Origin of the sequence: Amycolatopsis pigmentata, assembly GCF_042684065.1 — a bacterium.
Classification (GTDB): Bacteria; Actinomycetota; Actinomycetes; order Mycobacteriales; family Pseudonocardiaceae; genus Amycolatopsis_E; species Amycolatopsis_E pigmentata.
The window spans coordinates 154,062-180,026 of record NZ_JBHUKR010000021.1 but is presented as its reverse complement, the minus strand read 5'-3'; the positions used below and the strand labels follow the sequence as shown (position 1 = coordinate 180,026).

Below are 25,965 nucleotides of genomic sequence, written 5' to 3'. Positions count from 1 at the left end.
GCGGCAAGATTCATGCGTTCCGCAATCGCGTGAACGGTTCCAACCCGGACAGTTCGACCGCCCGGCGCACCGGCGAACCGGACGGGACGACCAGTTCCAACGTCGTCTGCAACGTCCGCAACCGTCCGGCCAGAGTGAACAGGATGCGCAGCCCGGCGCTGTCCAAATAGGTGACATCGCTCAGGTCCACCCGCACCGCGTTGACGTGATTGTCGATCGCGGCATTGATCTCGTTCTGCACCGCGGCGGCGTTGGCCAGGTCGATCTCCCCGCTGAGCCGGATGTCCACCGCCTCACCCTGAGTGTGGAACTCCACGTTCGGCGTGGTCATTGTTCCCGCTCGTGATTCAGGTTCCGCCGGATCACGACCTCGGTCCCCTCCTCCGTCCGGTCGACCCGGACCTCGTCACAACACTGCCGCATGAGCATGATGCCGCGCCCGCGATTGGTTCCGCGTGGGGAACGCCAGCCACCCTTGTCCCGCACGGTGGCCACGACGTCCGGGCCGACGCGCTCGAGATGAAGGGCCACGTCGCCGCCGGCCGCGCCGTAGGCGTGCTCGACTACATTCGTACACGCTTCTCCGGTGGCGAGCAGCACATCGGCGAGAGCGTCCTGGTCGGCGCCGACCGCGGTGAGCCACCGCCTGATCGCCGCGCGGATGTCCTTGAGCACCTCCGGCACGGCCGGAGTCACCACGTCCAGCGGGCCGACCTCGGCGGCGTCCTGCCGACGGACCACCAGCAACGCGATGTCGTCTTCGGGCACCTCGTCGCCCACCAGCTCGGCCATCACGTTCGCCGCGACCACGTTGGCCGGGCCGGTGCGCACCACTTCCCGCAGCCGCCCGAGACCGCTGTCGAGCGAACTCCTCCGCCGCTCGACCAGCCCGTCGGTGTAGAAGCACACCAGGGAGCCGGGGCCCATCTCCACGGCCGTGGTGTGCCGGACGACACCCCGCAGCGCCCCGATCGGCGTGTCGACCGGAAGGTCCGGCATCACCGCCGGCCGGTCGGGGAAGGCCAGCACCGGTGCGAGATGCCCGGCCGAGGACAGGTGGATCCGCTCGAAACCGGGTTCGAGCATGCCGTAGAGGACGGTGGCCATGATGCCCGGCTCGAAATGCTGCGCCATCCGGTCGAGGCGGGTCAGTACCTCGGCGGGATCGCTCGCATCCAGCGCGTAGGCGCGCAACGCGCTGCGCAGCCGCCCCATCACCACCGCTGCGGGCAGGTCGTGCCCGACCACGTCCCCGATCACCACGCCGAGCCACCCCGACGGGAGCGTGAACACGTCGTACCAGTCACCGGCGACGTTCGCGCGGCCACCCGGCACATACCGCGCGCCCATGTCGAGGAACGGCACGGACGGCAGACGCGTCGGCAACAGGCTGCGCTGCAACTCTCCCGCCGCGGCGCGAAGCGCGTGCGAACGCTGGACCTGCACGGTCAGCGCTATCCGGCCGCCGGCGAGCTGGAGCAGTTCGATGTCCTCGTCGGTGAACTTGTGCGGCCGGAAGGTGCCCACGTGCAACACCCCGAGCACGTCGCCGCCGACGATCAGCGGCACGCCCAGCAACGTCTGGATGCCCTTTTCCCACAACAGCTGGTTGACCACGGTGGTTTCGTCGATCCGCTCCAGCACCACCGGCTTCCCGGTGGCCGCGATCGAACCGGCGAAGCCCCGGCCGAGAGGCACCCGCACGCCCTGCCGGACCTCGGGTTCGATGCCCAGCGCGGCGGTCGCGACAAGCTCACGCGCGTCGGGTTGGAGAAGCAGGATCACGGCCGTATCGACGCGCAACACCCGCCGCACGCCTTCCAGCACCTCGTCGAGCATGTCCTGGCCTTCGAGATGAGCGATGGCGTCATCGCTCGCGAACCCGATCAGCTTCAGCCTGTCTTCCGCGCTCACCTCCCTGACCATGCCACGAGATTAGCGACCCGCGCGTCGCCCGGCACTCCGTCGTGCTCTTTCCCGAAAGAGTCATCCGCGTTCGATCACATGCCCGACCACATCCGGCCCCGGGTGCGCGGAACCGGATCCGTCGCGCCGCTGGTTCGGTTTCGGCAGTTCGACCGGATCGCCGTTCTTCGCCGCACCCGCCGGGCGCGAGCCGATCCAGCCCACCGTGATTCGCGTCTCACCCTTGAGGAAGCGGTGCGCCCGCACCCCGCCCGTCGCGCGGCCCTTGGCCGGGTACTCGGAGAACGGTGTCACCTTGACGGTCGCGCCGGTCGCGGTGACCACCATCGGCTCACCGTGTTCGGGATCGTCCGTGCGCACCGCGCCGAAGAACACCACCTCGGCGTCGTCGACGAGCTTGATCCCGGCCATGCCGGTGCTCTTGATGCCCTGCGGGCGCACCAGCGACACCGAAATCCGGAGCAGCGACCCGTCCGAGGCGATGAACGCCAGGGTCTCCCGGCCGTCGGTCAGCCAGGCCGCGCCGACCACCTCGTCGCCGTCCTTGAGCCCGATCACGTCGAACTCGTCCGCCCGGACCGGCCACTCCGGCATGACCACCTTGACCACGCCGTTCCGCGTGCCCAGCGCCAGCCCGTGCGCCTCGGCCGCCTGCTCGCCGAGCGGCGCGATACCCACGACTCGCTCGCCCTTCTCCAGCGGCACCAGCTCGCGGGCGGCCATCCCGCCCCGCAGGGACACCGTGCCCGCCTGTTCCGGCAACACCGGCAACGGCAGTACGTCGGTCTTGAACGCGCGGCCGCGGCTGGTGACCAGCAGAACCTGGCCGCGCGCGGTGGAATGCACGACGGCGGCGACCGTGTCGTGCTTGGCACGGCCGTTGCGGCGGCGGCCCTCGGGCGCCTCCTCCGACTCCGCGGCCGTCCTCGCCACCAGACCGGTGGCCGACAGGATGACCTGGCACGGGTCGTCGGCGACCTCCCGCGGCCCGGCCGGCTGTGAAGCGGCCAGCACCTCCTTGAGATCGCCGTCGATCAGCGAGGTGCGCCGCTCGGCGCGGAACTCCTTGGCGATCTTGGCGAGTTCGCTGGAGACGAGACGCTTGAGGACGGACTCGTCGTCGAGGATCTTGCTCAGCTCGGCGATCTCCTCGCGCAGCTGGTCCTGCTCCTGTTCCAGTTCGAGCTTGTCGTACTTGGTCAGCCTGCGCAGCGGAGTGTCCAAAATGTACGTCGCCTGGATCTCCGAGAGCTTGAACCGCTTCATCAGGCCGTCCTTGGCCTCCTGCGCGTTCTCGCTGTTCCGGATCAGGCGGATCACCTTGTCGATGTCCAGCAGCGCGATGAGCAGACCCTCGACCAGGTGCAACCGCTCTTCGCGCTTGCGCCGCCGGTAGCGGGTGCGGCGGGTGACCACCTCGTAGCGGTGGCCAAGGAACACTTCCAGCAACTGCTTGAGCCCGAGCGTGCGCGGCTGCCCGTCCACCAGCACCAGGTTGTTGATGCCGAAGGACTGCTCGAGCGGCGTCAGCCGGTACAAGTCGGCCAAGAGCGGCTGCGGGTTCACGCCCACCTTGCACTCGATCACCAGCCGGGTGCCGTTCTCCCGGTCGGTGAGGTCCTTGACGTCGGCGATCCCGGTGAGGCGCTTGGACTTGTTCACCTCGTCGGTGATCTTCTCGATCACCTTTTCCGGCCCCACCCCGTAGGGCAGTTCGGTGACCGTGATGCCCTGCCTGCCCCGGCTCCCCTCCAGCGGCCCGATCTCGACCTTCGCCCGCATCCGGACCACACCACGCCCGGTCTCGTAGGCCTTGCGCACCTCGTCGAGGCCGAGCAGCATGCCGCCGGTGGGCAGGTCCGGGCCGGGCACGAACTCCATCAGCTTGTCCAGCGTGGCGTTCGGATGGTTGATCAGCCAGCGGGCCGCGCCGATGACCTCGCCCATGTTGTGCGGGATCATGTTGGTCGCCATCCCGACCGCGATCCCGGACGTGCCGTTGACCAGAAGATTGGGATAGGCCGCGGGCAGCACCGACGGCTCCTGCAACGAACCGTCGTAGTTCGGCCGGAAATCGACCGTCTCCTCACCGAGTTCGCCGACGAGCAGCATCGCCTCGGGCGACATTCTCGCTTCGGTGTTGTGGTTGACGAAGCCACCGGCGAGGAAGGAGTGGTCATCGGAGTCGACTCGGACCGAGTAGACCTCCGCAGGCGTGTCGGCCGCGACTTCGGTGACCTCTTCGAAGCGGTAACCGGAGTCCATGACCGGCAGGATCGTGGCCAGGACCTCGGTGTCCTTGATGCGGTCGATGATCCGGAGCCGCTCGGTCTCCCAGCGTTCGACACGGTCGAAGTTGTGCTGGACCAGCCACTTGCGGCCGCTGCCACGCCGGTCGAAGTCGAGCGCACCGCGAACGTAGTCGGCGACGAACGGAACCTTGTCCTGGCTGAGCCTGTGTGGCCGCAGCACCTCCCGACGCAGTAGTTGCGCCAGCTTCGCCTGTTTCGTCTTCAGGAATCCGACACGATCGGCGAAGGCCCGGACATTTCGCAGGCCCGAGATGACGAGGCGATGCTCGACGGAACCGCTGGCGCGCGTGTCACGGCAATGCCTCGCGATGACCCCGAACTCGGCGAGCATCTCCTGAACTTCAGCGGTCAGGCGTTCGCTGTAGCTCGTGTAGTGGATCGCGAACCCGTCAGCCGCGACCCGGGCGCAGCCGTCGCCTTCGAAGAGCGCCATCAGGAACGCCCGCTTCACGCCCCACCCAGAGTTCCAGACGAACTCGGGCACGAACTTGTCCCTCGCATGGTGGCCGATTAGCTCCCCGAGGGGGCTGGCGCGGAACGCCGACATACGGCCTTCACCCACGATACGGAGGTCATAAAGAGGCTTTCGGTTGGGCTTGCCGGGCCGTTCGTAGACGTGACGACCGCCGCCAATCGTCCGGTCGTAAGCGTCCAGCACCTCACCGAAGAAGTGCTCGTCCGTATTGCTGAAGCCAGCTCTGTGATCGCTAGCGAAGCCTTCCGAAACCCAGGCTCCGGCGAGCACGCCGAGCATGTATTCGCGTGCCGTGGGCACGACCTGCATCCAGGCGTTGCGGGCGACGCACACGACGGTTCCCGGCTGGACCTCGTCGAGCCGCCTCCACTGGAACAGCGGCACGCCCGCCGGTGCCTCCAGGCAGAGAACGAGGTGGTTCTCACTGCCTCGGAGCGAGAAGCCGGTTTTGGTGGTCATCCGGATCGTCGGATGGACGCCGGAGTTGAACACCTTCGTGACTCGGACCGCCTTGCCGTCCTTGTCGAGGACTTCGAAGTCGGCGTCGGCCTCGCTGTCCGCCGGGAGGTTCACCACGTCCGCGATGCGAGGGCTCGACCCGTCGGCCAGCCGGATCCTGGTGTCACCTACTACGCAGTATCTGCTCGCTGCCGGGCCATCGTCGGGGCTACCAAAATTTCCATGTCCGTCGATGAGCGGGGCGTTCATGGAGAAGTCCTGCGCCAGGCGGACCATCGCGTCGTAGATCGCGGTGTCGCCGTGCGGGTGGTAACGGCCCATCACGTCACCGACCACACGGGAGGACTTCACGTAGGCGTGGGTGGGGCGGTAGCCGTTCTCGTTCATGGAGAACAGGATCCGGCGGTGCACCGGCTTCAGGCCGTCACGGGCGTCGGGCAGGGCCCGCGAATGAATCACCGAGTAGGCGTATTCGAGGTAGGAATCCTCGATCTCGGTCTTCACCGGGTTTTCGAAGACCTGAGCACCCGCGCTGTCGAAGGCGCTCGGATCGACCCGGGTGGTCGGGGTCTTACGGCGTGCCATGGGTCTGTCTCTCCTAGAGGTCGAACTAGATGTCGATCGCGGCCTGGTCGACCCGCGCGGCGGATTCGACCAGCCAGTTGCGGCGCGGCTCGACCTTCTCCCCCATGAGCAGTTCGAGGGCCGCCTCGGCGGCGTCCACGTCGTCCAGCGTGATCCGCCGGACCGAGCGCGTGGCCGGGTTCATCGTGGTGTGCCAGAGTTCGTCGGCGTCCATCTCGCCGAGGCCCTTGAACCGGGGCACCGGCTTGATCACCTGCTTGCCCGCCGTCTCCAGTTCGGACAGCTTCGCCTCCATCTCCCGCTGGGTGAAGGTGAAGTGCGTCTCCGGGTTGCGGCCCTTGGTCACGAGCTTGTGCAACGGCGGCATCGCCGCGTACAGCCTGCCGTCTTCGATCACGGGGCGCATGTACTTGGCGAACAACGTGATCAGCAGGGTGCGGATGTGCGAACCGTCGACGTCCGCGTCGGCCATGATGATCACCCGGCCGTAGCGCATCGTCGACAGGTCGAAGGTGCGGCCGCTGCCCGCCCCGAGCACCTGCACGATCGAGGCGATCTCGGCGTTCTTGAGCGTGTCGCCGAGGCTGGCCTTCTGCACGTTGAGCACCTTGCCGCGCAACGGAAGCAGCGCCTGGTACTCCGAGACCCGCGCCATCCGCGCCGAACCGAGCGCGCTGTCACCCTCCACAAGGAACAGTTCGCTGCGGGAGACGCCGGTGGTGCGGCAGTCGACCAGCTTCGCCGGCATCGCGGCGCCTTCCAGCGCCGTCTTGCGCCGGGCGGCGTCCTTCTGCTGCTTCTGCGCGATCCGGACGCGGCCGGCGTCCACGATCTTCTGCAGCACGATCTTGGCTTCGGACTTGGTCTTCCGGTCCTCGATCCAGGCCTTGAGGCTCTTCTCGATGACCCCCTGGATCACCCGCGTGATCCCCGCCGTGGACAGTTCGTCCTTGGTCTGCGAGGTGAACTGCGGTTCCGGCAGGCGCACGTGGATGACCGCCGTCATCCCCTCCAGCACGTCGTCGAGGACCGGCAGGTCCTCCTTGGGCTTGAGCAGGCCCCTGGTCTTGGAGATGGCGTCCTGCAGGGCCCGCACGGCGCCCCGCTCGAAGCCCCTGCGGTGCGTGCCGCCGTGCAGGTTGCGGATGGTGTTGGTGAAGCACTCGACCGTGCGCTCGTAACCGGTCCCCCAGCGCAGCGCCACCTCGATCTCCGCGTGACGCTCCACATTGGACCGCATGACGCCGTTGGCGTCGGCCGCGTTCTCCTTGTAGGTGCCCTCGCCGGTGATCATCAGCGTGCCGCAGACCGGCTTGTCGGACGACGGGGTGAGGAAGTCGACCATGTCGCGCAGGCCGTGCGGGTAGTGGAAGGTCTCCTCACCGATCGTGTCCTCGCTCGCGCTGCGCAACACGTACGTCACGCCCGGCACGAGGAACGCGGTGTTACGCAGCTTGGCGCGCACCGTCTCGATGTCGAGCTTCGCGCCGGTCTCGAAGTAGCGGGAGTCGTACCAGTACCGGATCGAGGTGCCCGTCCGCTCGCCGCGCTTCATCCTTCCGGTGACGCGGAGACCGGGCTGTGCCACGAACTTCGCCTTCGGGCCCGGACCGTCGAAGATGCCCGGCGCGCCGTGCTTGAAGGACATCTCGTGCACCTTGCCGCGCTGCTTGACGATCACGTCGAACCGGTGCGACAGCGCGTTCACCGCCGAGGCGCCCACGCCGTGCAGCCCGCCGGAGGTCTTGTAACCGTTGCCGCCGAACTTGCCGCCCGCGTGCAACCTGGTCAGCACGAGTTCGACGCCGGAAAGGCCGGATTTGGCGTGGATGTCGGTGGGGATGCCGCGGCCGTCGTCGTCGACCTGGACGCTGCCGTCGGCGTGCAGGGTGACCACGACCCGGCCGGCGTGACCGGCGACACCCTCGTCCGTGGCGTTGTCCACGATCTCGGAGAACAGGTGCGTGATGCCACGGCTGTCGGTCGACCCGATATACATCCCGGGCCGTTTGCGCACCGCTTCGAGTCCCTCGAGATGGGTGAGGTCGTCGGCCCCGTACAAGGGCTCAGCAGAGGCAGTCACAGAGGTGTTCTCCTGGTCGCGAAGCTCGAAGTGGTGCTGCAGGGGCGCCCCACGGTAGGACAGGGTATCGGACCACCCCGACAACTCCGTGATATCACGCCACGGCGAGTATCACCGCAGGCAGCGGTCCGGTTCCGGCGGTGATCGACGGTGCTCCGACGGATACGGACAGTCCGGACATACCCGGAGCGTGGTCCGGGTACGGCTAGAGTCTTCCCTTGTGAGACGCCTGCCCGATGCCCCGCTTCCGCCGCGTGACGGGTTGAGTCCCGCGCGGATGAGGATGCCGGCCGAGGGTTCCTGGGCCACCATCCGCGACCACCTCGTCGAGCGTATCCCGAAACTTCCAACGGAACGGCTCGACGAGATGCTCGCCGAGGGGCGCATCGTCGGCCAGGACGGGCCGATCCGGCCGGACACGCCGTTTCGCGGCGGCGAGTTCATCTGGTTCCACCGCGATCTGCCGGACGAGGTCGCGGTGCCGTTCGAGATCGGGGTCGTCCACGCCGACGACCGTCTTGTCGTGGTGGACAAGCCACACTTCCTGGCGACCATCCCGCGAGGCAGGCACGTCCGGGAGACCGCGCTGGTGCGCCTGCGCCGCGATCTGGGCCTGCCCGAACTCAGTCCCGCGCACCGGCTCGACCGGGTCACCGCCGGGTTGCTCATGTTCGTGGTCAGGCGCGAGCACCGCGGCGCCTATCAGACCCTTTTCCGCGATCGCAAGGTGCGCAAGACCTACCAGGCCGTGGCCCGGCACGATCCCGGCCTCGCGCTGCCTGCCGTCGTGCGCAGCCGGATCGTCAAGGAGCGCGGAACCGTGACCGCCCAGGAGGTTCCGGGCGAGCCGAACGCCGAGACACGGATCGAGTTGATCGAGCACGGCCACGGGCTCGGCCGCTACCGTCTGATTCCGGAGACCGGGCGGACACACCAGCTCCGGGTGCACATGAGCCGCCTCGGCGTGCCCATCCTCGGCGACCGCTTCTACCCTGCCGTGGTCGAGTCCACATTGGACGATTTCACCCGTCCGCTGCAACTGCTCGCCCAGACGCTGGAATTCACCGATCCGCTCACCGGCACACCCCGGCGTTTCGAAAGCCGCCTCACCCTCCGGAGTTGTGACGAACACACTCTTTCGGAATTTTCTTTTTTGTGATATGATGGGAAAATCAGGGGGTAGCTTCGCTGCGTGAATCGCGAACCGAGTGCCACTCGAGAACCCAGTAAGACCGCGCTCACCGCGGCCGCCGCGCGGGCCGCACATCTTCTCGTCGACGCCGAGCCGTACCTTTTCGCGGATCCGCTCGCGGCCCCCTTGCTGGGGGACAAGGCCGGAGAACTCCTCGGCTATCACCTCCGCAGCGGTGCTCATCCGCTGCTGTCGGCGGCGCGCGTGCAGGTCACCACCCGCAGCAGATATGCCGAGGAAAGACTGGCCGAAGCCGTGGCTCGCGGTGTCGGGCAGTACGTGATCCTCGGCGCGGGCCTGGACACCTTCGCCTACCGCACCGACCTTCCGGTCAGGGTCTTCGAGGTCGACCACCCGGCAGGCCAGGAGTGGAAGCGGCAGGCCCTTCAACACTCCGGAACAGCCCTACCGGAAAGTGTTTCGTTCGTGGGTGTGGATTTCAGTGTCGCTGTCACCGAAGACGACCCGCAGGCCCTGGTGAAACAGCTCGCGGAACACGGGTTCGACCCGGAGCGGCCGTCGTTTTTCAGCTGGCTGGGCGTCACCATGTATCTCACCCGTGAATCCGTGGCGGCCACGCTCGCGCATTTGCCTCCGGGCGCGGAAATCGTGGCGACCTATATCCTCCCCCCGGAAATGCGGGACGAGGGCGGGAGCGCCTACGCGGACGCCATCGCTCCGATCGCGGCCCAGAGCGGCGAGCCGTGGCTCAGCTACTTCGCCCCGGACGAGATGTCGGAACTCCTCACCGTGGCCGGTTTCGGGCACATCACGCACGCCTCCGAACGTGATTCGGTGGACCCGGCGCTGTGGGATCGCACCGACACCCTTGTCCCGGAACGACTTTCCCAGCTCGTTCACGCCCGTTCGTGACGGAGCACTGAGGGTTAGAGCTCCTGGCAGGTGAGGACGACCTGCTTGGCGGGCCGGTTGCCGTGCACGGTAGCCACCAGGCCGAAGCTCGTCGAGCCGTGTCCCTTGACCACCGCGTTGTAGTTCGCGTTGGTGACGGTGACGGAGGAACCGCGCTGGCGCAAGGTGCCGTCCCACAGGTTGTTGATCTGGTGGCCGTCGGGCAGCGACCAGCTCACCGACCAGCCGTTGAGGTTGGCCGGAGCGTCGTTGCGCACGGTCACCTCCACCTGGTACCCGCCCTGCCAGGAGTTGATCACCCGGTACTGCGCCTGGCACCCCGCACCCTGCACCGCGTCGGGGTCGGTGGACTCCGTTTCCGTGGCGGAGGTCGAGGTCTGTGCCGTGCTCTCCGGCGGCGGGGCCTGCTGGGCCCCGGCGGCACTCCCGGGATGCTGCTGGGTGCCGCCGCTCATCGCGTTGGCGAGGATGGTCCCGCAGAGGGCGAGCACGCCGATCATGGCGGCCACCGCCAAGCGGCGGCCCATCCTCGGCCGCCGGAACGACACCAGGCGGGTCCCCTGGCGCGGGACGGCCAGTGACGGAACCGGGCGGCCCTCGGCGACCGCGGACAGCGCGGCGTGCGCGGCGAGCATCGTGGGCCGCTCGCCCGGGTCACGCTCCAGCAGGCGCATCAGGACGTCCGCGAGCGGCCCGTGGTGCAGCGGGGGAACGATCTCCTCGCGCGCGACCCGTTGCAGCAACGCGATCGGGTTTTCGTCGGTTCCGTACGGCGGGCCGCCTTCGAGCGCGAAGTACAGCGTGGCGCCCAGCGAGAACACGTCGGAGGGGAAGTCGGCCAGCTCTCCGTTCGCGACCTCGGGAGCGAGGTAGGCCGGCGTGCCGACGATGAAGCCGCTGCCGGTCACGGTGCCTTCGCCGACCGCGCGGGAGATGCCGAAATCGGCGAGCTTCGCCGTGCCGTCGGAGGTGATCAGGACGTTGGCGGGGGTGACGTCACGATGGACGATGCCTTCCTGGTGGGCCATCGCCAGGGCGGAAGCCATCTGCGCGCCCACCCGCGCCACCTGGTCGGGCCGCAGCGGTCCGTGGCGGGTGAGAAGTTCGGTCAGGCTCTCCGCTTCCAGGAACTCCATGACCAGGCATGGTTTTCCCTGGTGCGCCACGATGTCGTGCACCATGATCGCGTGCGGATGCCGGACTCTGGCCGCGACGCGAGCCTCTCGCATCGCCCGGAGGACGGCCTCCTCCGCGTCGGCCTCGTCGGCGCCCGCGTCGATCAGGAGCTGCTTGACCGCCACCACCCGGTCCAGCCGCTCGTCGTGTGCCCGCCACACCACCCCCATCGAGCCCCGGCCGACCCGGGACACCAGGCGGTAGCGGCCGGCGATCAGCTCACCTTCGTCCGTCACGGCGCATCCTCCGGTGCTGATGACCACGGTCGACACCATTTTCCGGTAACACGTCCGCCCCGGCCAGCCGGTTCACGGAGGTGGAAACGAAGGAAGGAGCGTTTACTACGGATGAACCGTAGTAAACGCTCCTTCCTTCAATACCTAAGGCACTACCTACGACCTACGCGGCGGCGGTGGTGAGGGCCCGGGTGGTGAGCACCCGGGCGAGGTGACGGCGGTACTCCGCGCTGGCGTGCGGTTCGCTGACCGGCGAGGTGTCCTCGGCGGCGAGCGCGCCCGCGTCGGCCGGGGACGCGCCGGAGGCGAGCGCCTCCTCGGTGGCCCGGGCACGGACCGGGGTCGCGCCCATGTTGACCAGGGCGACCTTGCCGCCGACCACGGCGGCCCCGACGATGGCCCAGTCGATCGCGCGCCGGGTGAACTTTTCGAAGCCCCAGCCGAGGCCGGTCTGGCTCGGCACCCGGATCTCGGTGAGCAACTCGTCGGGTTCCAGCGGGGTGGTGAACGGTCCGAGGAAGAACTCGCCGGCCGGGATGCGCCGCTCGCCCGACGGTCCGGTCACGACCATGACCCCGTCGGAGGCCAGCACCGCGGCGGGCAGGTCCGCGGCGGCGTCGGCGTGCGCGAGCGAGCCGCCGATCGTGCCGCGGTGCCGGATCTGCAGGTCGCCCACGGTGCCGGCGACGTGCGCCAGCAGCGGCGCGTGCTCGGCCAGCACCGGGTCGCTGTTGAGGTCGGCGTGCCGGGTGAGCGCGCCGATCGCGACCTCGCCGCCGTCGACGCGGACGTACCGCAGCTCCTTGATCGGCGCGAGGTCGACCAGCACCTCGGGCGCCGCGAGCCGCAGTTTCATCAGGGGAAGCAGCGACTGCCCGCCGGCCAGGAGCTTGGCTTCGTCGCCGTGCTCGGTGAGCAGACTGAGCGCTTCGTCCACAGTGGACGCACGCCGGTAGCTGAACTGAGCTGGGATCACCGGTCGACCTCCTGCCCGGACGCCTCGATGACGGCGTTGACGATGTTGTGATAACCGGTGCAGCGGCACAGGTTTCCTTCGAGCCCGTGGCGGACTTCGTCCCGGGTGGGCTTGGGGTTGTGCTTCAGCAGCGAGGCCGACGCCATGATCATCCCCGGCGTGCAGAACCCGCACTGGAGGCCGTGCTGCTCGCGGAACGCCTTCTGGAGCGGGTGCAGTTCGCCGTCCGGCCCGGCCATGCCCTCCACCGTGGTGACCTTGTGCCCGTCGGCCTGGGCGGCCAGCACCGTGCACGACTTCACCGACTCGCCGTCCAGCAGCACGGTGCACGCGCCGCACGAGGTGGTGTCGCAGCCGATGTTGGTGCCGGTCAGCCCCGCGTTCTCCCGGACGAAGTGCACCAGGAGCGTGCGGTCTTCGACATCCTCGGAGACCGACTGCCCGTTGATCTCGATCGTGACCTTCACTTCTTGACTCCCTCCAGGACCTGCCACACCCGGTACGGGGTGGTCGGCATGTCCAAATGCTTCACGCCGAGATGCGCCAGCGCGTCCACCACCGCATTGTGCACCGCCGGCGTGGAACCGATCGTGGCGGCCTCGCCGATCCCCTTGACTCCCAACGGGTTCCGCGTGGTGGGAGTGGCCATGTCCACCAGTTCGAAATCGGGCAGCTCGACCGCGGTGATGAACGCGTAGTCGGCCAGCGTCGACGTGGTCGGGTTGCCGTCCGCGTCGTAGTTCATTTCCTCGAGCAGCGCCTGCGCGGAGCCCTGGCCGAGCCCGCCGTGCCGCTGTCCCCGGAACGCCAGCGGGTTGAGCACCGGGCCGGCGTCGTCGGCCGCGATGATCCGTTTCAGCTCGACCTTGCCGGTGTCGGTGTCGACCTCGACCACCGCGAGGTGGGCACCGAACGGGAAGGTCGGCGTGCCCTCGCCGAACCAGACGTCCGCCGACAGCGCGCCTTCCTCGGCGCGGGCGGCGAGCTGCGTCCACGTCACCACCTGGCTCGACGGCGCGCCCCGCACCTGCCAGTTGCCGTTGTCGGCGTTGAGTTCGACGTCGTCGGGCGCGGCCTCGAGCATCTCGGCCGCGATCTCCTTGGCCGCCTCGATCACCTGTTCCGCCGCGCGCCGCACCGCGGACCCACCGAGCTGCAGCGAGCGCGAGCCGAAGGTGCCGATCGCCTTGGGGACCTCGTCGGTGTCCCCGTGCCGGATGGTGATCTTGTCCATCGGGATGCCGAGCTGGTCGGACAGCAGCATGGTGAGCGTGGTGTCCAGGCCCTGCCCGTGCGGCGAACTGCCGGTGTAGGCGGTGACGGTGCCGTCCGGGTTGATGTCGACCCGGCCGCTCTCGCCGCCGCCGTCACCACCGGTGATCTCGACGTAGGAAGCGAGGCCGAGACCGAGCGCGATCGGGTCGCCTGCCTCGCGGCGGCGCTTCTGCTCCGCGCGCAGTTCCTGGTATCCCCCGGCTTCGAGGACCTTGTCCAGCGCCTGGGCGTACTCGCCGCTGTCGTAGTTGGCACCGGTCGGCGACTGGTACGGGAACTCGTCGGGCCGGATGAAGTTGACCTTGCGGACCTCCGCGGGGTCCATGCCGATCTCCGCGGCGAAGAGGTCCATCGCGCGCTCGATCGCGGCCGTCGCCTCGGGCCGCCCGGCACCCCGGTAGGCCGCGATCGGCGTGGCGTTGGTGGCCACCGCGCGGCTGGACGCCTCGACCTTCGGGAAGTGATAGACACCGGTGCCCATCAGCGTGGTCAGCGTCGGCAGGAACAGCGCGCGAGGATAGGCGCCCGCGTCCTGGATCACCTCCAGGCGGAACACCTCCACGGTGCCGTCCCGCCTGCCACCGATGGTGACGGTGTTCTGCTGCGCCCGTCCGTGCGTCATCGAGACGAGGTTCTCGCTGCGCGTCTCCACCCAGCGGACCGGGCGACCCGACCGCTTCGACGCCCAGGCCAGCACGACCATCTCGAAGTCCGCGCCGATCTTCGCACCGAAGCCGCCGCCCACGTCCGGGGTGATGACCCGGACCTGTTCCTCGCCGACGCCGAGGCCCCCGGCGAGGATGCCGCGCCCGATCTGCGCGTTCTGGGTGGACAGCCAGGCGGTCAGCCGCCCGTCCTCACCCCACGCGCACGCCGCCGCGCGCACCTCCATCGGAGCGGGCGCGACCCGCTGGTTCAGCACGGTCTGGGTGACCACGACCTCGCAGTCGGAGAAGGACGAGTCGTCGAACGGCCCACCGTTGGTGGCGAGCACGTTCGAGCCGTGCTCCGGGAAGAGCACCGTTTCGTCGGCCAGCGCGGCGTCGATGCTCGCGACCGCGTCGAGCGGGTCGTAGTCGATGTCGACCAGTTCGGCGGCGTCCGCGAGTTGGTAACGCTCTTCGGTGAGGACCAGCGCGACCGGCTCGCCGACATAACGCACCACGCCGTCGGCCAGCCACGGCTGCGCGACCGGCCCGCCCGCCGGCTGGGGCGGCGCGAGGTCGAGGTCGGCGATCGTGTAGACGGCGACCACACCGGGCGCTTCGAGCGCCGCCGAGGTGTCGATGGAGGTGACGCGCGCGTGCGCGATCGGGCTGCGGACGAACATGGCGTGCACCGCGCCGGTGAGCGCGGGCTCGCGCAGGTCCTCGACGTAGGTGCCACCCTGCGTGATCAGCTTCTGGTCCTCGATCCGGACCACCCTGGTGCCGACGATACTCATGTGGCCTCCTGTGTTTCACGGGACACTCGCGCCCGGCGCGCGACCGGGTCACCGCCATTCTGGGTCACGCGGCCTCCTGGCTGGCGTGTACGCACCAAAGATCGTGCCCTTTCTAAGTGACTGCCGACCGTGATGGGTAGCACTCTTCCGTTCACCGGAACGACTTACCCTGCCACACCTGTCCAGCCCAACGAAGCCGGTCGCATTCGGTAACGACACGCGTAACGATACGGTGCTCCTTCGCGACGAGCAGGCAAGCCGACGGTGTTGCCGAAGCCAGGAGTCGGCCGCATCTCGCCATGACCGACCGGGCGGGGCATGATGTTCCCATGACTCCACCCGACGCACTTCCGCCCGGCGACCCCTCGGCGCCCGTGATGACGGTGCGCCTGGAACAGCGCGACAGCGGTGTCGTCGTACTCCATGTCGCGGGCGAAATCGACCTTGTCACCGCACCGGACCTCGAAGAAGCCATCGAGCGGGCGCTGAAGGAACGGCCGAAGATCCTGGTCGTCGATCTGAGCGCGGTGGACTTCCTCGCCTCGGCCGGGATGTCGGTGCTCGTGGCCGCGCACAATCAGGCGGGAACCGCGACGGACATGCGTTTCGTCGCCACCGGGAGCGCCACCTTCCGGCCGATGGAGCTGACCGGCCTGTCGCAGGCCCTGGACATCTACCAGTCCCTGAGCGAGGCGCTCCCGGGCGTCTGAGCGAGCCCCGTGTCGTGACGCCCGGTGACCACCGGGCGTCCGACATCTCCAGATCGTCCACAATGGACACTTGTTTTCGGCGCCGAGAACGAGCATCGCTCAGGTCCGGCCCGCGGTGGGTCCGCGCGCGAGTAGGGTCGGGTGGTTCGTGCACGCGAGAACCCTTGCGAGGTCGTCATGCCCATCGCTTCGCCCAGCCAGATTCCGGTCGGGGTGGATCCGCGCAGACCGAGTATCGCCCGGATCTATGACGGCTTTCTGGGCGGGAAGGACCACTACGAAGTCGATCGCGCGGTGATGCGGAAGATTTCGACGGCCGTCCCCGAAGCGGTCGACATCGCCAGGGGCAACCGCGGTTTCCTCAACCGGGCGTGCCGGTTCCTGGCCGCCCAGACTTCGATCACCCAGTACCTCGACTGCGGGTCCGGCCTGCCGACCGCCGAAAACACGCATCAGATCGTGCAACGGACCGAGCCCACCACGAGCGTGGTCTACGTCGACAACGACCCGGTCGTCCTCGCGCACGGGCGCGCGCTGCTGGAAGAGAACGACCACACGCACATGGTCGAGGCCGACATCTTCACGCCCTCGGCCGTGCTGGAGAACGACACCGTGCGGCGGCACATCGACTTCACCGAGCCTCTGGTGCTCCTGCACGTCGGCACGCTGCACCATCTGGAAGGCGACCACGGGCCCGAGATCATGCGCGCCTACATCGACGCCCTGCCCTCCGGCTCGCACGTGGTGTTCTCCCACTTCTTCGACCCGGAGATCCCGGAGCTGACCGAGGTCGCGAAGCGGATCGAGCAGATCATGGTGCAGGGCCCGCTCGGTGCGGGCCGGTTCCGGACCCGCGCCGAGATCGAGGAGATGCTCGCCGGTCTCGAACTCACCAAGCCGAACGCGCTGTCCCCGCCCGGAATCGCGGTCTGTGACGAGTGGTGGCCCGACGGGCCGCGCGTGCGGCCGTTGTCCAAGGCCGCCCGGTGCATCGCGGGAGCCGTCGGCCGCAAGCCCTGACAGGCTGCCTTCAAACCGCAGGCTGCCTGGTCAGGTGAGTACCGAACGCGCCATCCGAAGGCGCGTTTAAGGACAAACACCGACGCTAAGGGTCCTTGGTCCCTCGTTTTCGGTGCGGGGCAACTTGGAAGATCACTGGCATGCCGGTCTTCACCCCGTCCTCGTCGCGCGCGACCGCGACGACGCGGCCGATCACCGCCTCCTCGGCCGCCGCGATGCCGGTGGACGACGTCCTCGCCGCGCTCGGGACCGCACCCGACGGGCTCACCGCCGAGGCGGCGGAGCAACGGCTCCGGGAGACCGGGCCGAACGCGGTGCGCTCGCACCGGGCCCGCGCGTTCCCTGTGCTCCTGCGCCAGTTGCGGTCGCCGTTGCTGATCCTGCTGGCCGTGACCGCCGTGGCGTCGTTCTTCGTCGGCGAGCGCACCGACGCCTTCATCATCGGGGTGATCCTCAGCGCCTCGATCGGGCTGGGTTTCTTCAACGAATACCGCGCCGAACGCGCGGCGGAAGCGTTGCACGAGCAGATCCGGCACCGGGCCGTGGTCGTCCGGTCGGGTCGCGCGGCGCCGGTCGACGTGGTCGAACTGGTCCCCGGTGACGTCGTCGAACTGCAACTCGGCGAGGTGGTCCCGGCCGACGTGCGGCTGACGTCGGTGATCGCTCTCGAATGTGACGAGTCGGTGCTGACCGGGGAATCCGTGCCCGCCGAGAAATCTCTCGCCCTCGCGCCACCCGATTCGGCGCTCGGCGACCTCGGAGACTGCGCGCTCATGGGAACCGTGGTCAGTTCCGGCGCCGGCCGGGGCGTGGTGGTGGCCACCGGCGGCGCCACCGAGTTCGGCAGGATCGCGCTCGGCCTCGGGGCGCGTCATCCCGAAACCGAGTTCCAGCACGGTCTTCGCCGGTTTTCCCTGTTACTGGTACAAGTCGCCGCGGTGCTCACGGCCGCGATCTTCGCGGTCAACCTGGCGCTGCACCGCCCGGTCGTGGACGCCCTGCTGTTCTCGCTGGCGATCGCGGTCGGCATCTCACCCCAGTTGCTGCCGGCCGTGGTGTCCACCAGCCTCGCCGCGGGCTCACGCCTGCTGGCCCGGTGCAAGGTACTGGTCAAGCGGTTGGTGTGCATCGAAGACCTCGGCGACATCGAGGTCCTGTTCACCGACAAGACGGGCACGCTGACCGAAGGCCGGATCGAGTACATGCGATCCGTCGGCCCCGACGGGAAAGCCTCGGACGAGGCGCTGCTTTTCGGACTGGTCTGCACCGACGCCGCGGTCGAAGATCATCACGTCGTCGCGGGGAATCCGCTGGACACCGCGTTGTGGGAAGCCCCTGCGCCGCAACGCGAAACCGCGACCCGCTACACGCGGCTCGCCGTGTTGCCCTTCGACCACCACCGCCGCCTGGTCTCCGTGCTGGCGGAGGCGGACGGACACCGGATCGTCATCACCAAGGGCGCCCCCGAAACGGTACTCACCCGCTGCGAAGCCGTCCCGGATGCCGCGAAGGTCGCGCTCGAAGCGGAATTCGCGGCCGGGCACCGGATCGTCGCCGTCGCGGTCCGCGACGCGCCGGACGCGGAGTCCCTCACCAGCGACGACGAACGGGACCTGCGCCTGTGCGGCTTTTTGGTCTTCCTCGATCCGCCGAAGGCGACCGCCCGCACGGCACTGCGGCGACTGGACGAACTCGGCGTCACCGTCAAGGTGATCACCGGGGACAACGCGACCGTCGCGACCCGGGTGTGCGCGGATCTCGGTCTCCCGCCGGGCGAAGTGCTCACCGGTGCCGACCTCGACCGGCTCGACGACGACGAACTGGCCGAGCGCACCGCCGTCACCACGGTGTTCGCCCGGGTCGGTCCCGAGCAGAAGGCCCGGATCGTGCGCGCCCAGCGCCGCACCGGGGTCGATGTGGCGTTCCTCGGCGACGGCGTCAACGACGCGCTCGCCCTGCACGCCGCGGACGTGGGCGTTTCGGTGGACTCCGCGACCGACGTGGCCAAGGACGCGGCGGACGTGGTGCTGCTGGAGAAGGACCTTCAGGTGCTCGCGGACGGCGTGGTCGCGGGGCGGCGGATCTTCGCCAACACCATCAAGTACGTGCTCATGGGCACGTCGAGCAACTTCGGCAACATGTTCAGCGCGGCCGGGGCGTCCGCGTTTTTGAGCTTCCTGCCGATGCTTCCGTCCCAGATCCTCCTCAACAACCTGCTCTACGACTCCAGCCAGCTCGCGATTCCCACCGACAGCGTGGATTCCGAACTCCTGGCCCGGCCCTCACGCTGGGACATCGGCCTGATCCGGCGGTTCATGCTGGTCTTCGGCCCGATCAGCTCCCTGTTCGACTTCGCACTCTTCGGCATCATGCTCTGGGGCTTCCACGCCGACGCGGCGCTGTTCCGCTCGGGCTGGTTCGTCGAGTCGCTGGCCACCCAGACGCTGGTCATCTTCGCCATCCGGACCCGGCGTAGCCCGTTCTTCCGCAGCCGCCCCAGCGTGCCGTTGCTCAGCGCCGCGCTCGGCGTGGTGCTCATCGGCGCGGTGCTTCCGGCGACGCCGTTCGCGGGGCCGCTCGGCTTCACCCCGCTGCCCCTCGCGTTCTTCCTGGCGCTGGGGCTGATGGTGATCGCCTACCTGGTGCTGATCGAGATCACCAAACGCTGGTTCTTCCGCACCCCGCGAGCCGTGTCGCCGCACCGTGTCCGCCGCCCCGGCCACCGGATGCACCGCCGCGCCGCCCGCTTCAGTTTCGCGAAACGTGATCGAGGATGAAGCGGCCCGCCCGGTCCAGCGCCGCGTCCGCTTCGTCGAGGAAGCCCGCGGCGGACTGGAACACGTGGGGCACGTCCGCGGTGACGTCGAGGACCACGTCCACGCCCGCCGCGGCCGCGCGGGTCGCGAGCCGGGTCGAGTCGTCGAGCAGGACCTCGTTCGAACCCACCTGCAGCAGCAGCGGTGGCAGTCCGCCGAGATCGGCGGAAACCGCCGGGCTCAGGAACGGGTGCCATGGGTCCTCACCGGCCACATAGTGCGCCAGCAACTGCCCCAGCGACTCACTCGTGAACATCGGGTCGATCCCGGCCTTGGTTTTCATGCTCTCGCCGCTGCGGGTCGCGTCCAGCGCCGGTGAGAAGGCGACCGCTCCGGCCGGGAGCGGCAGTCCGGCATCCCGCGCGGCGAGCATGGTCGTGACGGTGAGGCCGCCACCGGCCGAGTCTCCGGCCAGGACGATCCGCTCGGCGGGCACGCCCTGGTCGAGCAGGTCGCGGTAGGCGGCGAGGCAGTCTTCGATCGCGGCCGGGAACGGGTGCTCCGGAGCCAGCCGGTAGTCCAGCGAGACGGCCCGGACGCCGGTGCGGTGGACCAAACCGGCGGTGAGTGCCTGGGCCGTGTCCGGCGAGCCGACCACCCAGGCGCCGCCGTGGAAGTAGAGAATCCTCCCCTCGGTCCCCACTTCCTCCGGCTCGACCGCCAACGCCGGCCGGCCACCGAGAACGGCCGGGGCGAACGCGACGCCGGGTGGGACCGGGCGCCCGGCCGTCATCGTCTCGAAGGCCTCGCGCAATTCCCCGGGCGCACGGCTCGTGTCGAACGTGACCGATCGAAGCCGGGCGTCGAGAGCCGCGCGCTGTTCCTCACTCATGCTGTCCTCCGGATCGCGGGAAGGGGATCATGTCGCACAACAGGCGACGCGGGAAGTATATTCCCAGGAATGTACTTCCCATGAAGATGGAGGTGGTGGCATGCCCGGGCTCGCGCAGGTGTTCTCCGATCTCATCCGGTATGAGACGAGGCTCTACAACGCGGTCGGCGACGTGTTGCGGGCCGAACACGGGGTGAGCATGGGCCAGTACGAACTCCTGCGCATCATCGGCGGCCGTGACGACTGCCGGGTCGCCGACATCGCCCAGGAGATGGCGATCACCGTGGGCGCGACCAGCAAGGCGGTGGACCGGCTCGAAGCCGCCGGCTGGGTGAGCCGCCGCCCGAACCCGGAGAACCGCCGCTCGTCGCTGCTCGGCCTGACTCCGGAGGGCCGCCGCCGTCTGAACACCGCCACCAAGACCTTCGAACGGGAGTTGCGCGTCTGGCTCGGCGACCCGCTGACCGCCCGGTCGCTCGAGGTGTTCGCCGCCACCCTCGCCCGGCTGCGCCGGACGGTCGAAGACGCTCGCGCCGGTATGCCGACGGGATGAGGAGACTGTTAGCGTCTGCGGCCATGGCTCGTACCCGCCTGTACCGCAACGGCGTGCTGGAGAAGGAAAACTTCCCACCCGCGGACGTATCGGACTTTCTGCCCGACCCGACCGCGACGGTGTGGCTGGACATGTGCTTCCCGACGGAGGAAGATCTGGCCACCATCAGCGAGGAACTCGGTCTGCACAAGCTCGCCGTCGAAGACGCGGTGCACGAGCACCAGCGGCCGAAGGTGGACCGCTACGACACTCACTGGTTCCTGACGGCCTACGGTGTCCGGCTCGATCCGGACACCGGAACGCTGGCCAAGTCCGAGGTGGCCGCGTTCATCACCGAACGCGCGCTGGTCACCGTGCGCAAGGACGAGCACTTCGACATCGACGCCGTGGTGGAGCGCTGGGACTCGGCCGCGGAGCTGGCCAAGGGTGGCGTGGGTTTCCTCCTGCACGGCCTGCTTGATTACATTGTGGACGGTCATTTCGAGGCCGTGCAGGCGCTCGACGAGGAAATCGAGACGCTGGAGGATCTCGTCTTCGCCGAGAACGTGGACCACCGTGAACTGCAACGGCGTTCCCTGCGGTTGCGCAAGAGCCTGGTCACCCTGCGGCGGGTCGTACTGCCCATGCGGGAGGTGGTCAATTCGCTGATGCGGCGCGACCACCAGATCACCACCGACGAACTCGTCCCCTACTTTCAGGATGTCTACGACCACGTGCTCCGTGCTTCGGAATGGACCGAATCACTGCGGGACATGATCACCACCCTGCGCGAGACCCAGTTGAACCTGCAGGGCAACCGGCTCAACATGATCATGAAGAAGGTCACCAGCTGGGCCGCGATCATCGCGGTGCCCACCGCGGTCACCGGCTTCTACGGGCAGAACGTCCCCTACCCCGGGTTCAACCAGAGCTGGGGATTCTGGCTGTCGGTGATCATCATGATCATATTGTCGGCGGGACTGTACGTCCTGTTCAGGCGCCGAGACTGGCTCTAACGCAGGCCATGATGTCCTCGGCCAGGCCGGGCCCCACCGCGATGGTCGCCGACGAGTCGGCGGTGTGGTCCGTACCATCCCGGTCGAGCACGGCGCCACCGGCCTCGCGGACCAGGAGCACGCCCGCCATCGTGTCCCACGGCAGGTTCGCCAGGATGATCGTCGCGTCGAGTTTTCCTTCCGCGACCCACGCCAGGTCGATCGCCGCGCTGCCGATCATCCTGATCCGCTGGGCGCGCGCGCCCAGCCTGTCCAGCAGGGCGAGGCGGACACGGTTTTTCTCCCGCGCGCCTTCCCCCACGGCGAAGTCGCCGATCGAGATCATCGCTCCGGCCAGATCACGCACGCGGGAACCGTGAAGACGAACGTCACCGGCGTAGGCCCCGTGCCCCTCCACCGCGCTGTAGGTGACATCCAGGAACGGCAGGTCGATCGCCGCGAGCACGCTGCGCCGTCCGGACACCAGACCGAGCGACACCGCACACAAAGGAATTCCGCGGGCGAAGTTCGCCGTGCCGTCCACCGGATCGAGTGCCCACCACAACGCGCTGTCCCGGGATTCGTCGGTACCCGTGCGGCCCTGTTCCTCGCCCAGGATTCCGGTCTGCGGCGTCTCTCGCGCGAGGAACTCGCGTACCGCGTCTTCGACCGCGAAGTCCACATCGGTGACCATGTCACGTTCGCCCTTGGCGGTGACGGAAAACGTCGCGCGCGAACAGACGATCCGGTGCGCGATCGCCACGGCTTCCCTGGCGATCGGCAGCAGCGGCCGGAAATCCTCCATGCTGTCGTCCCGCACGCCAAGTCCTCCGAACTCAGGTGTCCGCGCCGCGCACGAAACCTTCGAGCTGTGGCAGGTCGTGCCCGAGCCGGTCGCGTTTCGCGGTGAGGTAACTGATGTTGTCCGGGCTCGGCGGCACCAGCAACGGAACCCGGGCGGCGACGGCGATGCCGTGCGACTGAAGAGCACTGATCTTGTCCGGGTTGTTCGACATCAACCGGACCGACCGCACGCCCAGATAGGACAGCACCCTGGCCGCCGGCCCGTAGTCGCGCACGTCGACCGGGAAACCCAGGCTGGTCGCGGAATCCACGGTGTCCAGACCCTGCTCGTCCTGGAGGATGTGCGTGCGCACCTTGGCAACCAGGCCGATCCCGCGGCCTTCGTGGCCCCTCAGGTAAACCAGGATCCCGGCGCCTTCGGCGACTATCGCGTCCAGCGCCGCGTCGAGCTGGTCACCGCATTCGCACCGGGTCGCGCCGAAGATGTCGCCCGTCGCGCATTCGGAGTGGACCCGGACCAGCACGTCGTCCCGTGGTCGCCCACCGTAGACCAGGGCGAGGTGCTCATGCCCGTCCGCCGGGTCCCGGAAGGCGACACACCGGAATGTGCCACGCCGGGTGACCAGGTTGGACTCCGCGATCTCTTGCTGGTGCATGAGGTCCCCTTGTCTATTCCCTCAGTGTCTATTGGTGAACGCGCCCAGCCGATCTCGTGGCCAGGGCCACACCGCACTGCGTTCCACGGTATACAAGTAAATGTCGTCACGCGCGGGAAGGCGACCTCGAAGACGCCCGGAAGACGGAGGCGCCATGGATCTGCTGCCGCCGGACACCACCCTCGATGTCCGCGATCAGGACACGGCCGTGGCGTTGCTGCCGGTCGGCAGTTTCGAGCAGCACGGCGACTTCCTGCCCCTGGTCACGGACACCGTCATCGCGTGCACCATCGCCAGGGAGATCGCCGCCGCCTACCCGGTACGGCTGCTGCCCCCGGTGACGATTTCGTGTTCGCACGAGCACGCCGCGTGGCCGGGCACGGTGAGTATTTCCGCGAAGACGCTGTACTCGGTGGTGCACGACATAGCCGCATCGCTGCGACTGTCCGGTGTCGGTCACCTCGTGCTGGTCAACGGCCACGGTGGCAACTACGTGCTGGCCAACGTGGTCCAGGAGACGGTGCAGGACGCACCCGGCACGATGGCGCTCTTCCCGTCCCTGGCGGACATGGACGAGGCCAGGATCGCCGCCGGCATCAGCACTTCGCTGGACACCGACATGCACGCGGGCGAACTGGAAACCTCGGTGCTCCTGCACGCCCATCCGGAGCTGGTCAAGCCGGGCTACGACTCGGCCGACACGGTCGCTGACGATCGCCGTGACCTCCTCACCCTCGGCATGGCCGCCTACACCGATTCCGGTGTCATCGGACGGCCGTCGCTGGCCTCCGCCCAGAAAGGGAAGGCGCTGCTGGCCGGCCTGGTAAGGGCCTTCGCGCGGTACCCGGCGATGTTCGGCAGTTCCAGCGGGAGCGCCGGGCGTGGTGACGGCACGACTCCCTGAGCGCGCCGCTGGTGGAACAGCATCGCGGCTCCGGGCAGGCTCGCCACGAGCGTCAGCACCCCGTACACCACAGCGACCGTGACCCCCTGGACAGCGCCGAGTCCCACCGCGCCGAAGGCCAGTGCCAGGAACCCTTCCCGTGGTCCCCACCCGCCGATGTTGACGGGCAGGCCCATCACGACCAGTGCCAGCACCACGATCGGAACGATCTCCGAGACCGGCGCCGAGACCCCCGCGACACGCGCCGCGACGAGGAACATCGCGACGTGCCCCACCACGGTCGCGGCGGAGGAGAAGACCACCGAGGGCAACGTCTCGCGCGAAAGCAGGCCTCGACGGCCGTCCTCCAGCGCAGTGGCGACGACGCGGCGTCCGAGCGCCTTCCCCCGGCGTGTCCGCGCGGCGAACGCGATCACGACAGCCAAAACGACCACCACGCCACCGAGAACCATGGCCGCGCCCCGGATCGGCACCACCGCGGCGACCAGGCTGGGGCGGCTCAGCAACACCCCGACGCCGACGGCCAGCAGCACGACCTGTCCGGCGAACCGTTCGAGAACGACGGCCCGGACACCACGGCCGACGTCCCCGGACTGTTGCCCATGGCTGACGGCGCGGTGGACATCGCCGAGCACGCCGGCCGGGAGCACCGCGTTGAGCAGCAGGGCGCGGTAGTAGTCGGACACGGCCGTGCCCAGGCTCAGCGGGAGACCGAGGTTCCGGGCCACCAGACACCATCGCCACGCGCTGAACACCGTGGTGAGCAAGCCGATCCCGACGGCGACGGGGATCGACCAGGGACTGATCATGCGCAGCCCGGACACGAAAGCGCCGGTGCCGAGCCGCCACACCAGCACGGCCAGGATCGCCGCCGCGGCGAGGGGCCGCAGCCAGGGCAGCGCCCGTCGCAGGACGACCCGCCGCATCATGACGGAACCCCGAGCGCGAGCAGATCGGTGTGGTGCACCACGACGTGCGGCGTACCCGCACCCCGTTCCCCCAGCCGCCGGCTCAGGTAGGCATCGGCTTCGCCGCCGAGTTCCGGGCGTTGTTCGCACGCCGCCCCGACCCAGCCCTTCAGCCATTCCGCGGTGAGTTCGCTCTCCTGTGGACCGAGGCGCCACGGACTCGGCCGGGTCAGCACCCGCATCCCGTGCCGCGCAAAGGCTTCGGTGGCGGCCTCGACCGCGTCCGGCCCGAGTTTGCCCGCACGCCGCTGGTGATCGTTGAACGCTTCGCGGAAGTCCGCGTCGAGCGGTTCCGGCTCGGCGAATTCCACTTGTCCGGTAACGGAAAGCGTGAGCAGCGCCGGGCATCCGGCCGCCGCGCACGCCGCGGCGAGGCCGTCCACCTGCCCGGCGGTGAGCACGTCCAGCAGCGCGGAGGCCGTCACCAGGGAGGTGCCGGCGAAGTCCTCGGCGCTCAGCCCGGCGAGGTCGCCCTCGCGGGTTTCGAAGGTGACGCGGCCACCGTCGGCCGCCGCGCCGGTCACGCTCGCCCTCGCGAGCAATTCGGTGTCATGGTCGTGCAGCACCCAGTGCTGCGGACCGCGCAGTCGTCCGGCGAGCCATCGCCCCATTGATCCCGTGCCACAACCCATGTCACGGAAGACCAGGCGGTTCTGGTTCAACAGAATTTTCCGCAAAGGGGCAAGAAGCTCTTCGGATCTTGCCGCCGCGTCGAC

Annotated in this window: 19 protein-coding genes and 4 pseudogenes; 8 read left to right on the top strand and 15 right to left on the bottom strand. The window is 68.7% G+C overall.

Annotation, left to right across the window (positions count from 1 at the left end; genetic code table 11):
* Positions 1–10: 10 nt before the first annotated feature.
* The 6 genes and pseudogenes from ACFSXZ_RS32105 to ACFSXZ_RS32080 all read right to left on the bottom strand — a co-directional run bounded on the left by ACFSXZ_RS32105 (position 11) and on the right by ACFSXZ_RS32080 (position 7,840).
* Entirely contained in the window at positions 11–331 is a 321-nt protein-coding gene (locus ACFSXZ_RS32105; RefSeq protein ID WP_378269316.1) for an STAS domain-containing protein, read from the bottom strand.
* On the bottom strand, positions 328–1,926 hold the full coding sequence (locus ACFSXZ_RS32100; protein ID WP_378269314.1) for an ATP-binding SpoIIE family protein phosphatase: 1,599 nt from the start codon (positions 1,924–1,926) through the stop codon (positions 328–330). Before ACFSXZ_RS32100 ends, ACFSXZ_RS32105 begins: the two co-directional genes overlap by 4 nt.
* Positions 1,927–1,986: 60 nt before the next feature.
* A pseudogene (locus ACFSXZ_RS32095) lies at positions 1,987–4,068 on the bottom strand (DNA gyrase subunit A); the annotation flags it as partial.
* 390 nt (positions 4,069–4,458) lie between these two features.
* Positions 4,459–5,337: pseudogene (locus ACFSXZ_RS41290) on the bottom strand (LAGLIDADG family homing endonuclease); the annotation flags it as partial.
* A 12-nt stretch (positions 5,338–5,349) separates the two neighbouring features.
* Positions 5,350–5,757: pseudogene (locus tag ACFSXZ_RS32085) on the bottom strand (DNA gyrase subunit A); the annotation flags it as partial.
* 25 nt (positions 5,758–5,782) lie between these two features.
* Positions 5,783–7,840 carry a DNA gyrase/topoisomerase IV subunit B gene (locus ACFSXZ_RS32080; protein WP_378269312.1) on the bottom strand — a complete coding sequence of 686 codons (2,058 nt, stop codon included), beginning with the start codon at positions 7,838–7,840 and terminating at the stop codon, positions 5,783–5,785.
* A 220-nt stretch (positions 7,841–8,060) separates the two neighbouring features.
* Here ACFSXZ_RS32080 and ACFSXZ_RS32075 point away from each other — a divergent pair, with 220 nt between their 5' ends.
* Both ACFSXZ_RS32075 and ACFSXZ_RS32070 read left to right on the top strand, forming a co-directional pair.
* Positions 8,061–8,999, top strand: a complete 939-nt coding sequence (locus ACFSXZ_RS32075) for an RluA family pseudouridine synthase (protein ID WP_378269310.1) — start codon at positions 8,061–8,063, stop codon at positions 8,997–8,999.
* 33 nt (positions 9,000–9,032) lie between these two features.
* Entirely contained in the window at positions 9,033–9,905 is an 873-nt protein-coding gene (locus ACFSXZ_RS32070) for a class I SAM-dependent methyltransferase (protein WP_378269309.1), read from the top strand.
* Positions 9,906–9,919: 14 nt separating this feature from the next.
* On the opposite strand, the gene ACFSXZ_RS32065 is transcribed toward ACFSXZ_RS32070, so the two are convergent.
* The 4 genes from ACFSXZ_RS32065 to ACFSXZ_RS32050 all read right to left on the bottom strand — a co-directional run bounded on the left by ACFSXZ_RS32065 (position 9,920) and on the right by ACFSXZ_RS32050 (position 15,012).
* On the bottom strand, positions 9,920–11,317 hold the full coding sequence (locus tag ACFSXZ_RS32065; protein WP_378269308.1) for a protein kinase domain-containing protein: 1,398 nt from the start codon (positions 11,315–11,317) through the stop codon (positions 9,920–9,922).
* Positions 11,318–11,480: 163 nt separating this feature from the next.
* Positions 11,481–12,293, bottom strand: coding sequence for an FAD binding domain-containing protein (locus ACFSXZ_RS32060; protein ID WP_378269306.1), 813 nt, complete (start codon positions 12,291–12,293; stop codon positions 11,481–11,483).
* A complete protein-coding gene (locus ACFSXZ_RS32055) occupies positions 12,290–12,760 on the bottom strand; it encodes a (2Fe-2S)-binding protein (RefSeq protein ID WP_378269305.1) in 471 nt (156 codons plus the stop codon). Before ACFSXZ_RS32055 ends, ACFSXZ_RS32060 begins: the two co-directional genes overlap by 4 nt.
* Positions 12,757–15,012: a xanthine dehydrogenase family protein molybdopterin-binding subunit gene (locus tag ACFSXZ_RS32050; RefSeq protein WP_378269303.1), complete on the bottom strand. Its 2,256-nt coding sequence runs from the start codon at positions 15,010–15,012 to the stop codon at positions 12,757–12,759. Before ACFSXZ_RS32050 ends, ACFSXZ_RS32055 begins: the two co-directional genes overlap by 4 nt.
* A 329-nt stretch (positions 15,013–15,341) precedes the next feature.
* Here ACFSXZ_RS32050 and ACFSXZ_RS32045 point away from each other — a divergent pair, with 329 nt between their 5' ends.
* From ACFSXZ_RS32045 to mgtA, 3 genes are all read left to right on the top strand, one after another.
* The gene (locus ACFSXZ_RS32045; protein ID WP_378269301.1) at positions 15,342–15,722 is read left to right on the top strand and encodes an STAS domain-containing protein; all 381 of its coding nucleotides are present in this window, start codon (positions 15,342–15,344) and stop codon (positions 15,720–15,722) included.
* Positions 15,723–15,899: 177 nt separating this feature from the next.
* Complete coding sequence (locus tag ACFSXZ_RS32040; RefSeq protein ID WP_378269299.1) at positions 15,900–16,742, top strand: SAM-dependent methyltransferase; 843 nt, start codon at positions 15,900–15,902, stop codon at positions 16,740–16,742.
* A gap of 140 nt (positions 16,743–16,882) precedes the next feature.
* Positions 16,883–19,519 carry a magnesium-translocating P-type ATPase gene (gene mgtA, locus ACFSXZ_RS32035; protein ID WP_378269297.1) on the top strand — a complete coding sequence of 879 codons (2,637 nt, stop codon included), beginning with the start codon at positions 16,883–16,885 and terminating at the stop codon, positions 19,517–19,519.
* On the opposite strand, the gene ACFSXZ_RS32030 is transcribed toward mgtA, so the two are convergent.
* Positions 19,491–20,390, bottom strand: a complete 900-nt coding sequence (locus ACFSXZ_RS32030; protein WP_378269295.1) for an alpha/beta hydrolase — start codon at positions 20,388–20,390, stop codon at positions 19,491–19,493. The genes mgtA and ACFSXZ_RS32030 overlap by 29 nt on opposite strands.
* Positions 20,391–20,490: 100 nt before the next feature.
* Here ACFSXZ_RS32030 and ACFSXZ_RS32025 point away from each other — a divergent pair, with 100 nt between their 5' ends.
* Entirely contained in the window at positions 20,491–20,943 is a 453-nt protein-coding gene (locus tag ACFSXZ_RS32025; RefSeq protein WP_378269294.1) for a MarR family winged helix-turn-helix transcriptional regulator, read from the top strand.
* A gap of 23 nt (positions 20,944–20,966) precedes the next feature.
* A complete protein-coding gene (gene corA, locus ACFSXZ_RS32020) occupies positions 20,967–21,938 on the top strand; it encodes a magnesium/cobalt transporter CorA (RefSeq protein ID WP_378269292.1) in 972 nt (323 codons plus the stop codon).
* Here the strand turns inward: corA and ACFSXZ_RS32015 are convergent.
* Complete coding sequence (locus tag ACFSXZ_RS32015; protein WP_378270076.1) at positions 21,916–22,722, bottom strand: inositol monophosphatase family protein; 807 nt, start codon at positions 22,720–22,722, stop codon at positions 21,916–21,918. The two genes, corA and ACFSXZ_RS32015, sit on opposite strands and share 23 nt — an antisense overlap.
* A 31-nt stretch (positions 22,723–22,753) precedes the next feature.
* Positions 22,754–23,377, bottom strand: a complete 624-nt coding sequence (locus ACFSXZ_RS32010) for a GTP cyclohydrolase II (RefSeq protein WP_378269291.1) — start codon at positions 23,375–23,377, stop codon at positions 22,754–22,756.
* A 154-nt stretch (positions 23,378–23,531) separates the two neighbouring features.
* Between ACFSXZ_RS32010 and ACFSXZ_RS32005 the strand changes: the two genes are divergently transcribed.
* Complete coding sequence (locus ACFSXZ_RS32005; protein WP_378269290.1) at positions 23,532–24,281, top strand: creatininase family protein; 750 nt, start codon at positions 23,532–23,534, stop codon at positions 24,279–24,281.
* On the opposite strand, the pseudogene ACFSXZ_RS32000 reads toward ACFSXZ_RS32005, so the two are convergent.
* Both ACFSXZ_RS32000 and ACFSXZ_RS31995 read right to left on the bottom strand, forming a co-directional pair.
* A pseudogene (locus ACFSXZ_RS32000) lies at positions 24,212–25,192 on the bottom strand (lysylphosphatidylglycerol synthase transmembrane domain-containing protein); the annotation flags it as partial. The gene ACFSXZ_RS32005 and the pseudogene ACFSXZ_RS32000 sit on opposite strands and share 70 nt — an antisense overlap.
* A gap of 14 nt (positions 25,193–25,206) precedes the next feature.
* Positions 25,207–25,911 carry an SAM-dependent methyltransferase gene (locus tag ACFSXZ_RS31995; protein ID WP_378269288.1) on the bottom strand — a complete coding sequence of 235 codons (705 nt, stop codon included), beginning with the start codon at positions 25,909–25,911 and terminating at the stop codon, positions 25,207–25,209.
* Between the last annotated feature and the right edge of the window lie 54 nt (positions 25,912–25,965).

Bases quoted from the DNA above. Each gene is read 5' to 3' on its own strand.
- ACFSXZ_RS32105 (WP_378269316.1), bottom strand. From the start codon at position 331: ATGACCACGCCGAACGTGGAGTTCCACACTCAGGGTGAGGCGGTGGAC.
- ACFSXZ_RS32100 (WP_378269314.1), bottom strand. From the start codon at position 1,926: ATGGTCAGGGAGGTGAGCGCGGAAGACAGGCTGAAGCTGATCGGGTTC.
- ACFSXZ_RS32050 (WP_378269303.1), bottom strand. From the start codon at position 15,012: ATGAGTATCGTCGGCACCAGGGTGGTCCGGATCGAGGACCAGAAGCTG.
- ACFSXZ_RS32045 (WP_378269301.1), top strand. From the start codon at position 15,342: ATGACTCCACCCGACGCACTTCCGCCCGGCGACCCCTCGGCGCCCGTG.
- ACFSXZ_RS32040 (WP_378269299.1), top strand. From the start codon at position 15,900: ATGCCCATCGCTTCGCCCAGCCAGATTCCGGTCGGGGTGGATCCGCGC.
- mgtA (WP_378269297.1), top strand. From the start codon at position 16,883: ATGCCGGTCTTCACCCCGTCCTCGTCGCGCGCGACCGCGACGACGCGG.
- ACFSXZ_RS32030 (WP_378269295.1), bottom strand. From the start codon at position 20,390: ATGAGTGAGGAACAGCGCGCGGCTCTCGACGCCCGGCTTCGATCGGTC.
- ACFSXZ_RS32025 (WP_378269294.1), top strand. From the start codon at position 20,491: ATGCCCGGGCTCGCGCAGGTGTTCTCCGATCTCATCCGGTATGAGACG.
- corA (WP_378269292.1), top strand. From the start codon at position 20,967: ATGGCTCGTACCCGCCTGTACCGCAACGGCGTGCTGGAGAAGGAAAAC.
- ACFSXZ_RS32015 (WP_378270076.1), bottom strand. From the start codon at position 22,722: ATGGAGGATTTCCGGCCGCTGCTGCCGATCGCCAGGGAAGCCGTGGCG.
- ACFSXZ_RS32010 (WP_378269291.1), bottom strand. From the start codon at position 23,377: ATGCACCAGCAAGAGATCGCGGAGTCCAACCTGGTCACCCGGCGTGGC.
- ACFSXZ_RS32005 (WP_378269290.1), top strand. From the start codon at position 23,532: ATGGATCTGCTGCCGCCGGACACCACCCTCGATGTCCGCGATCAGGAC.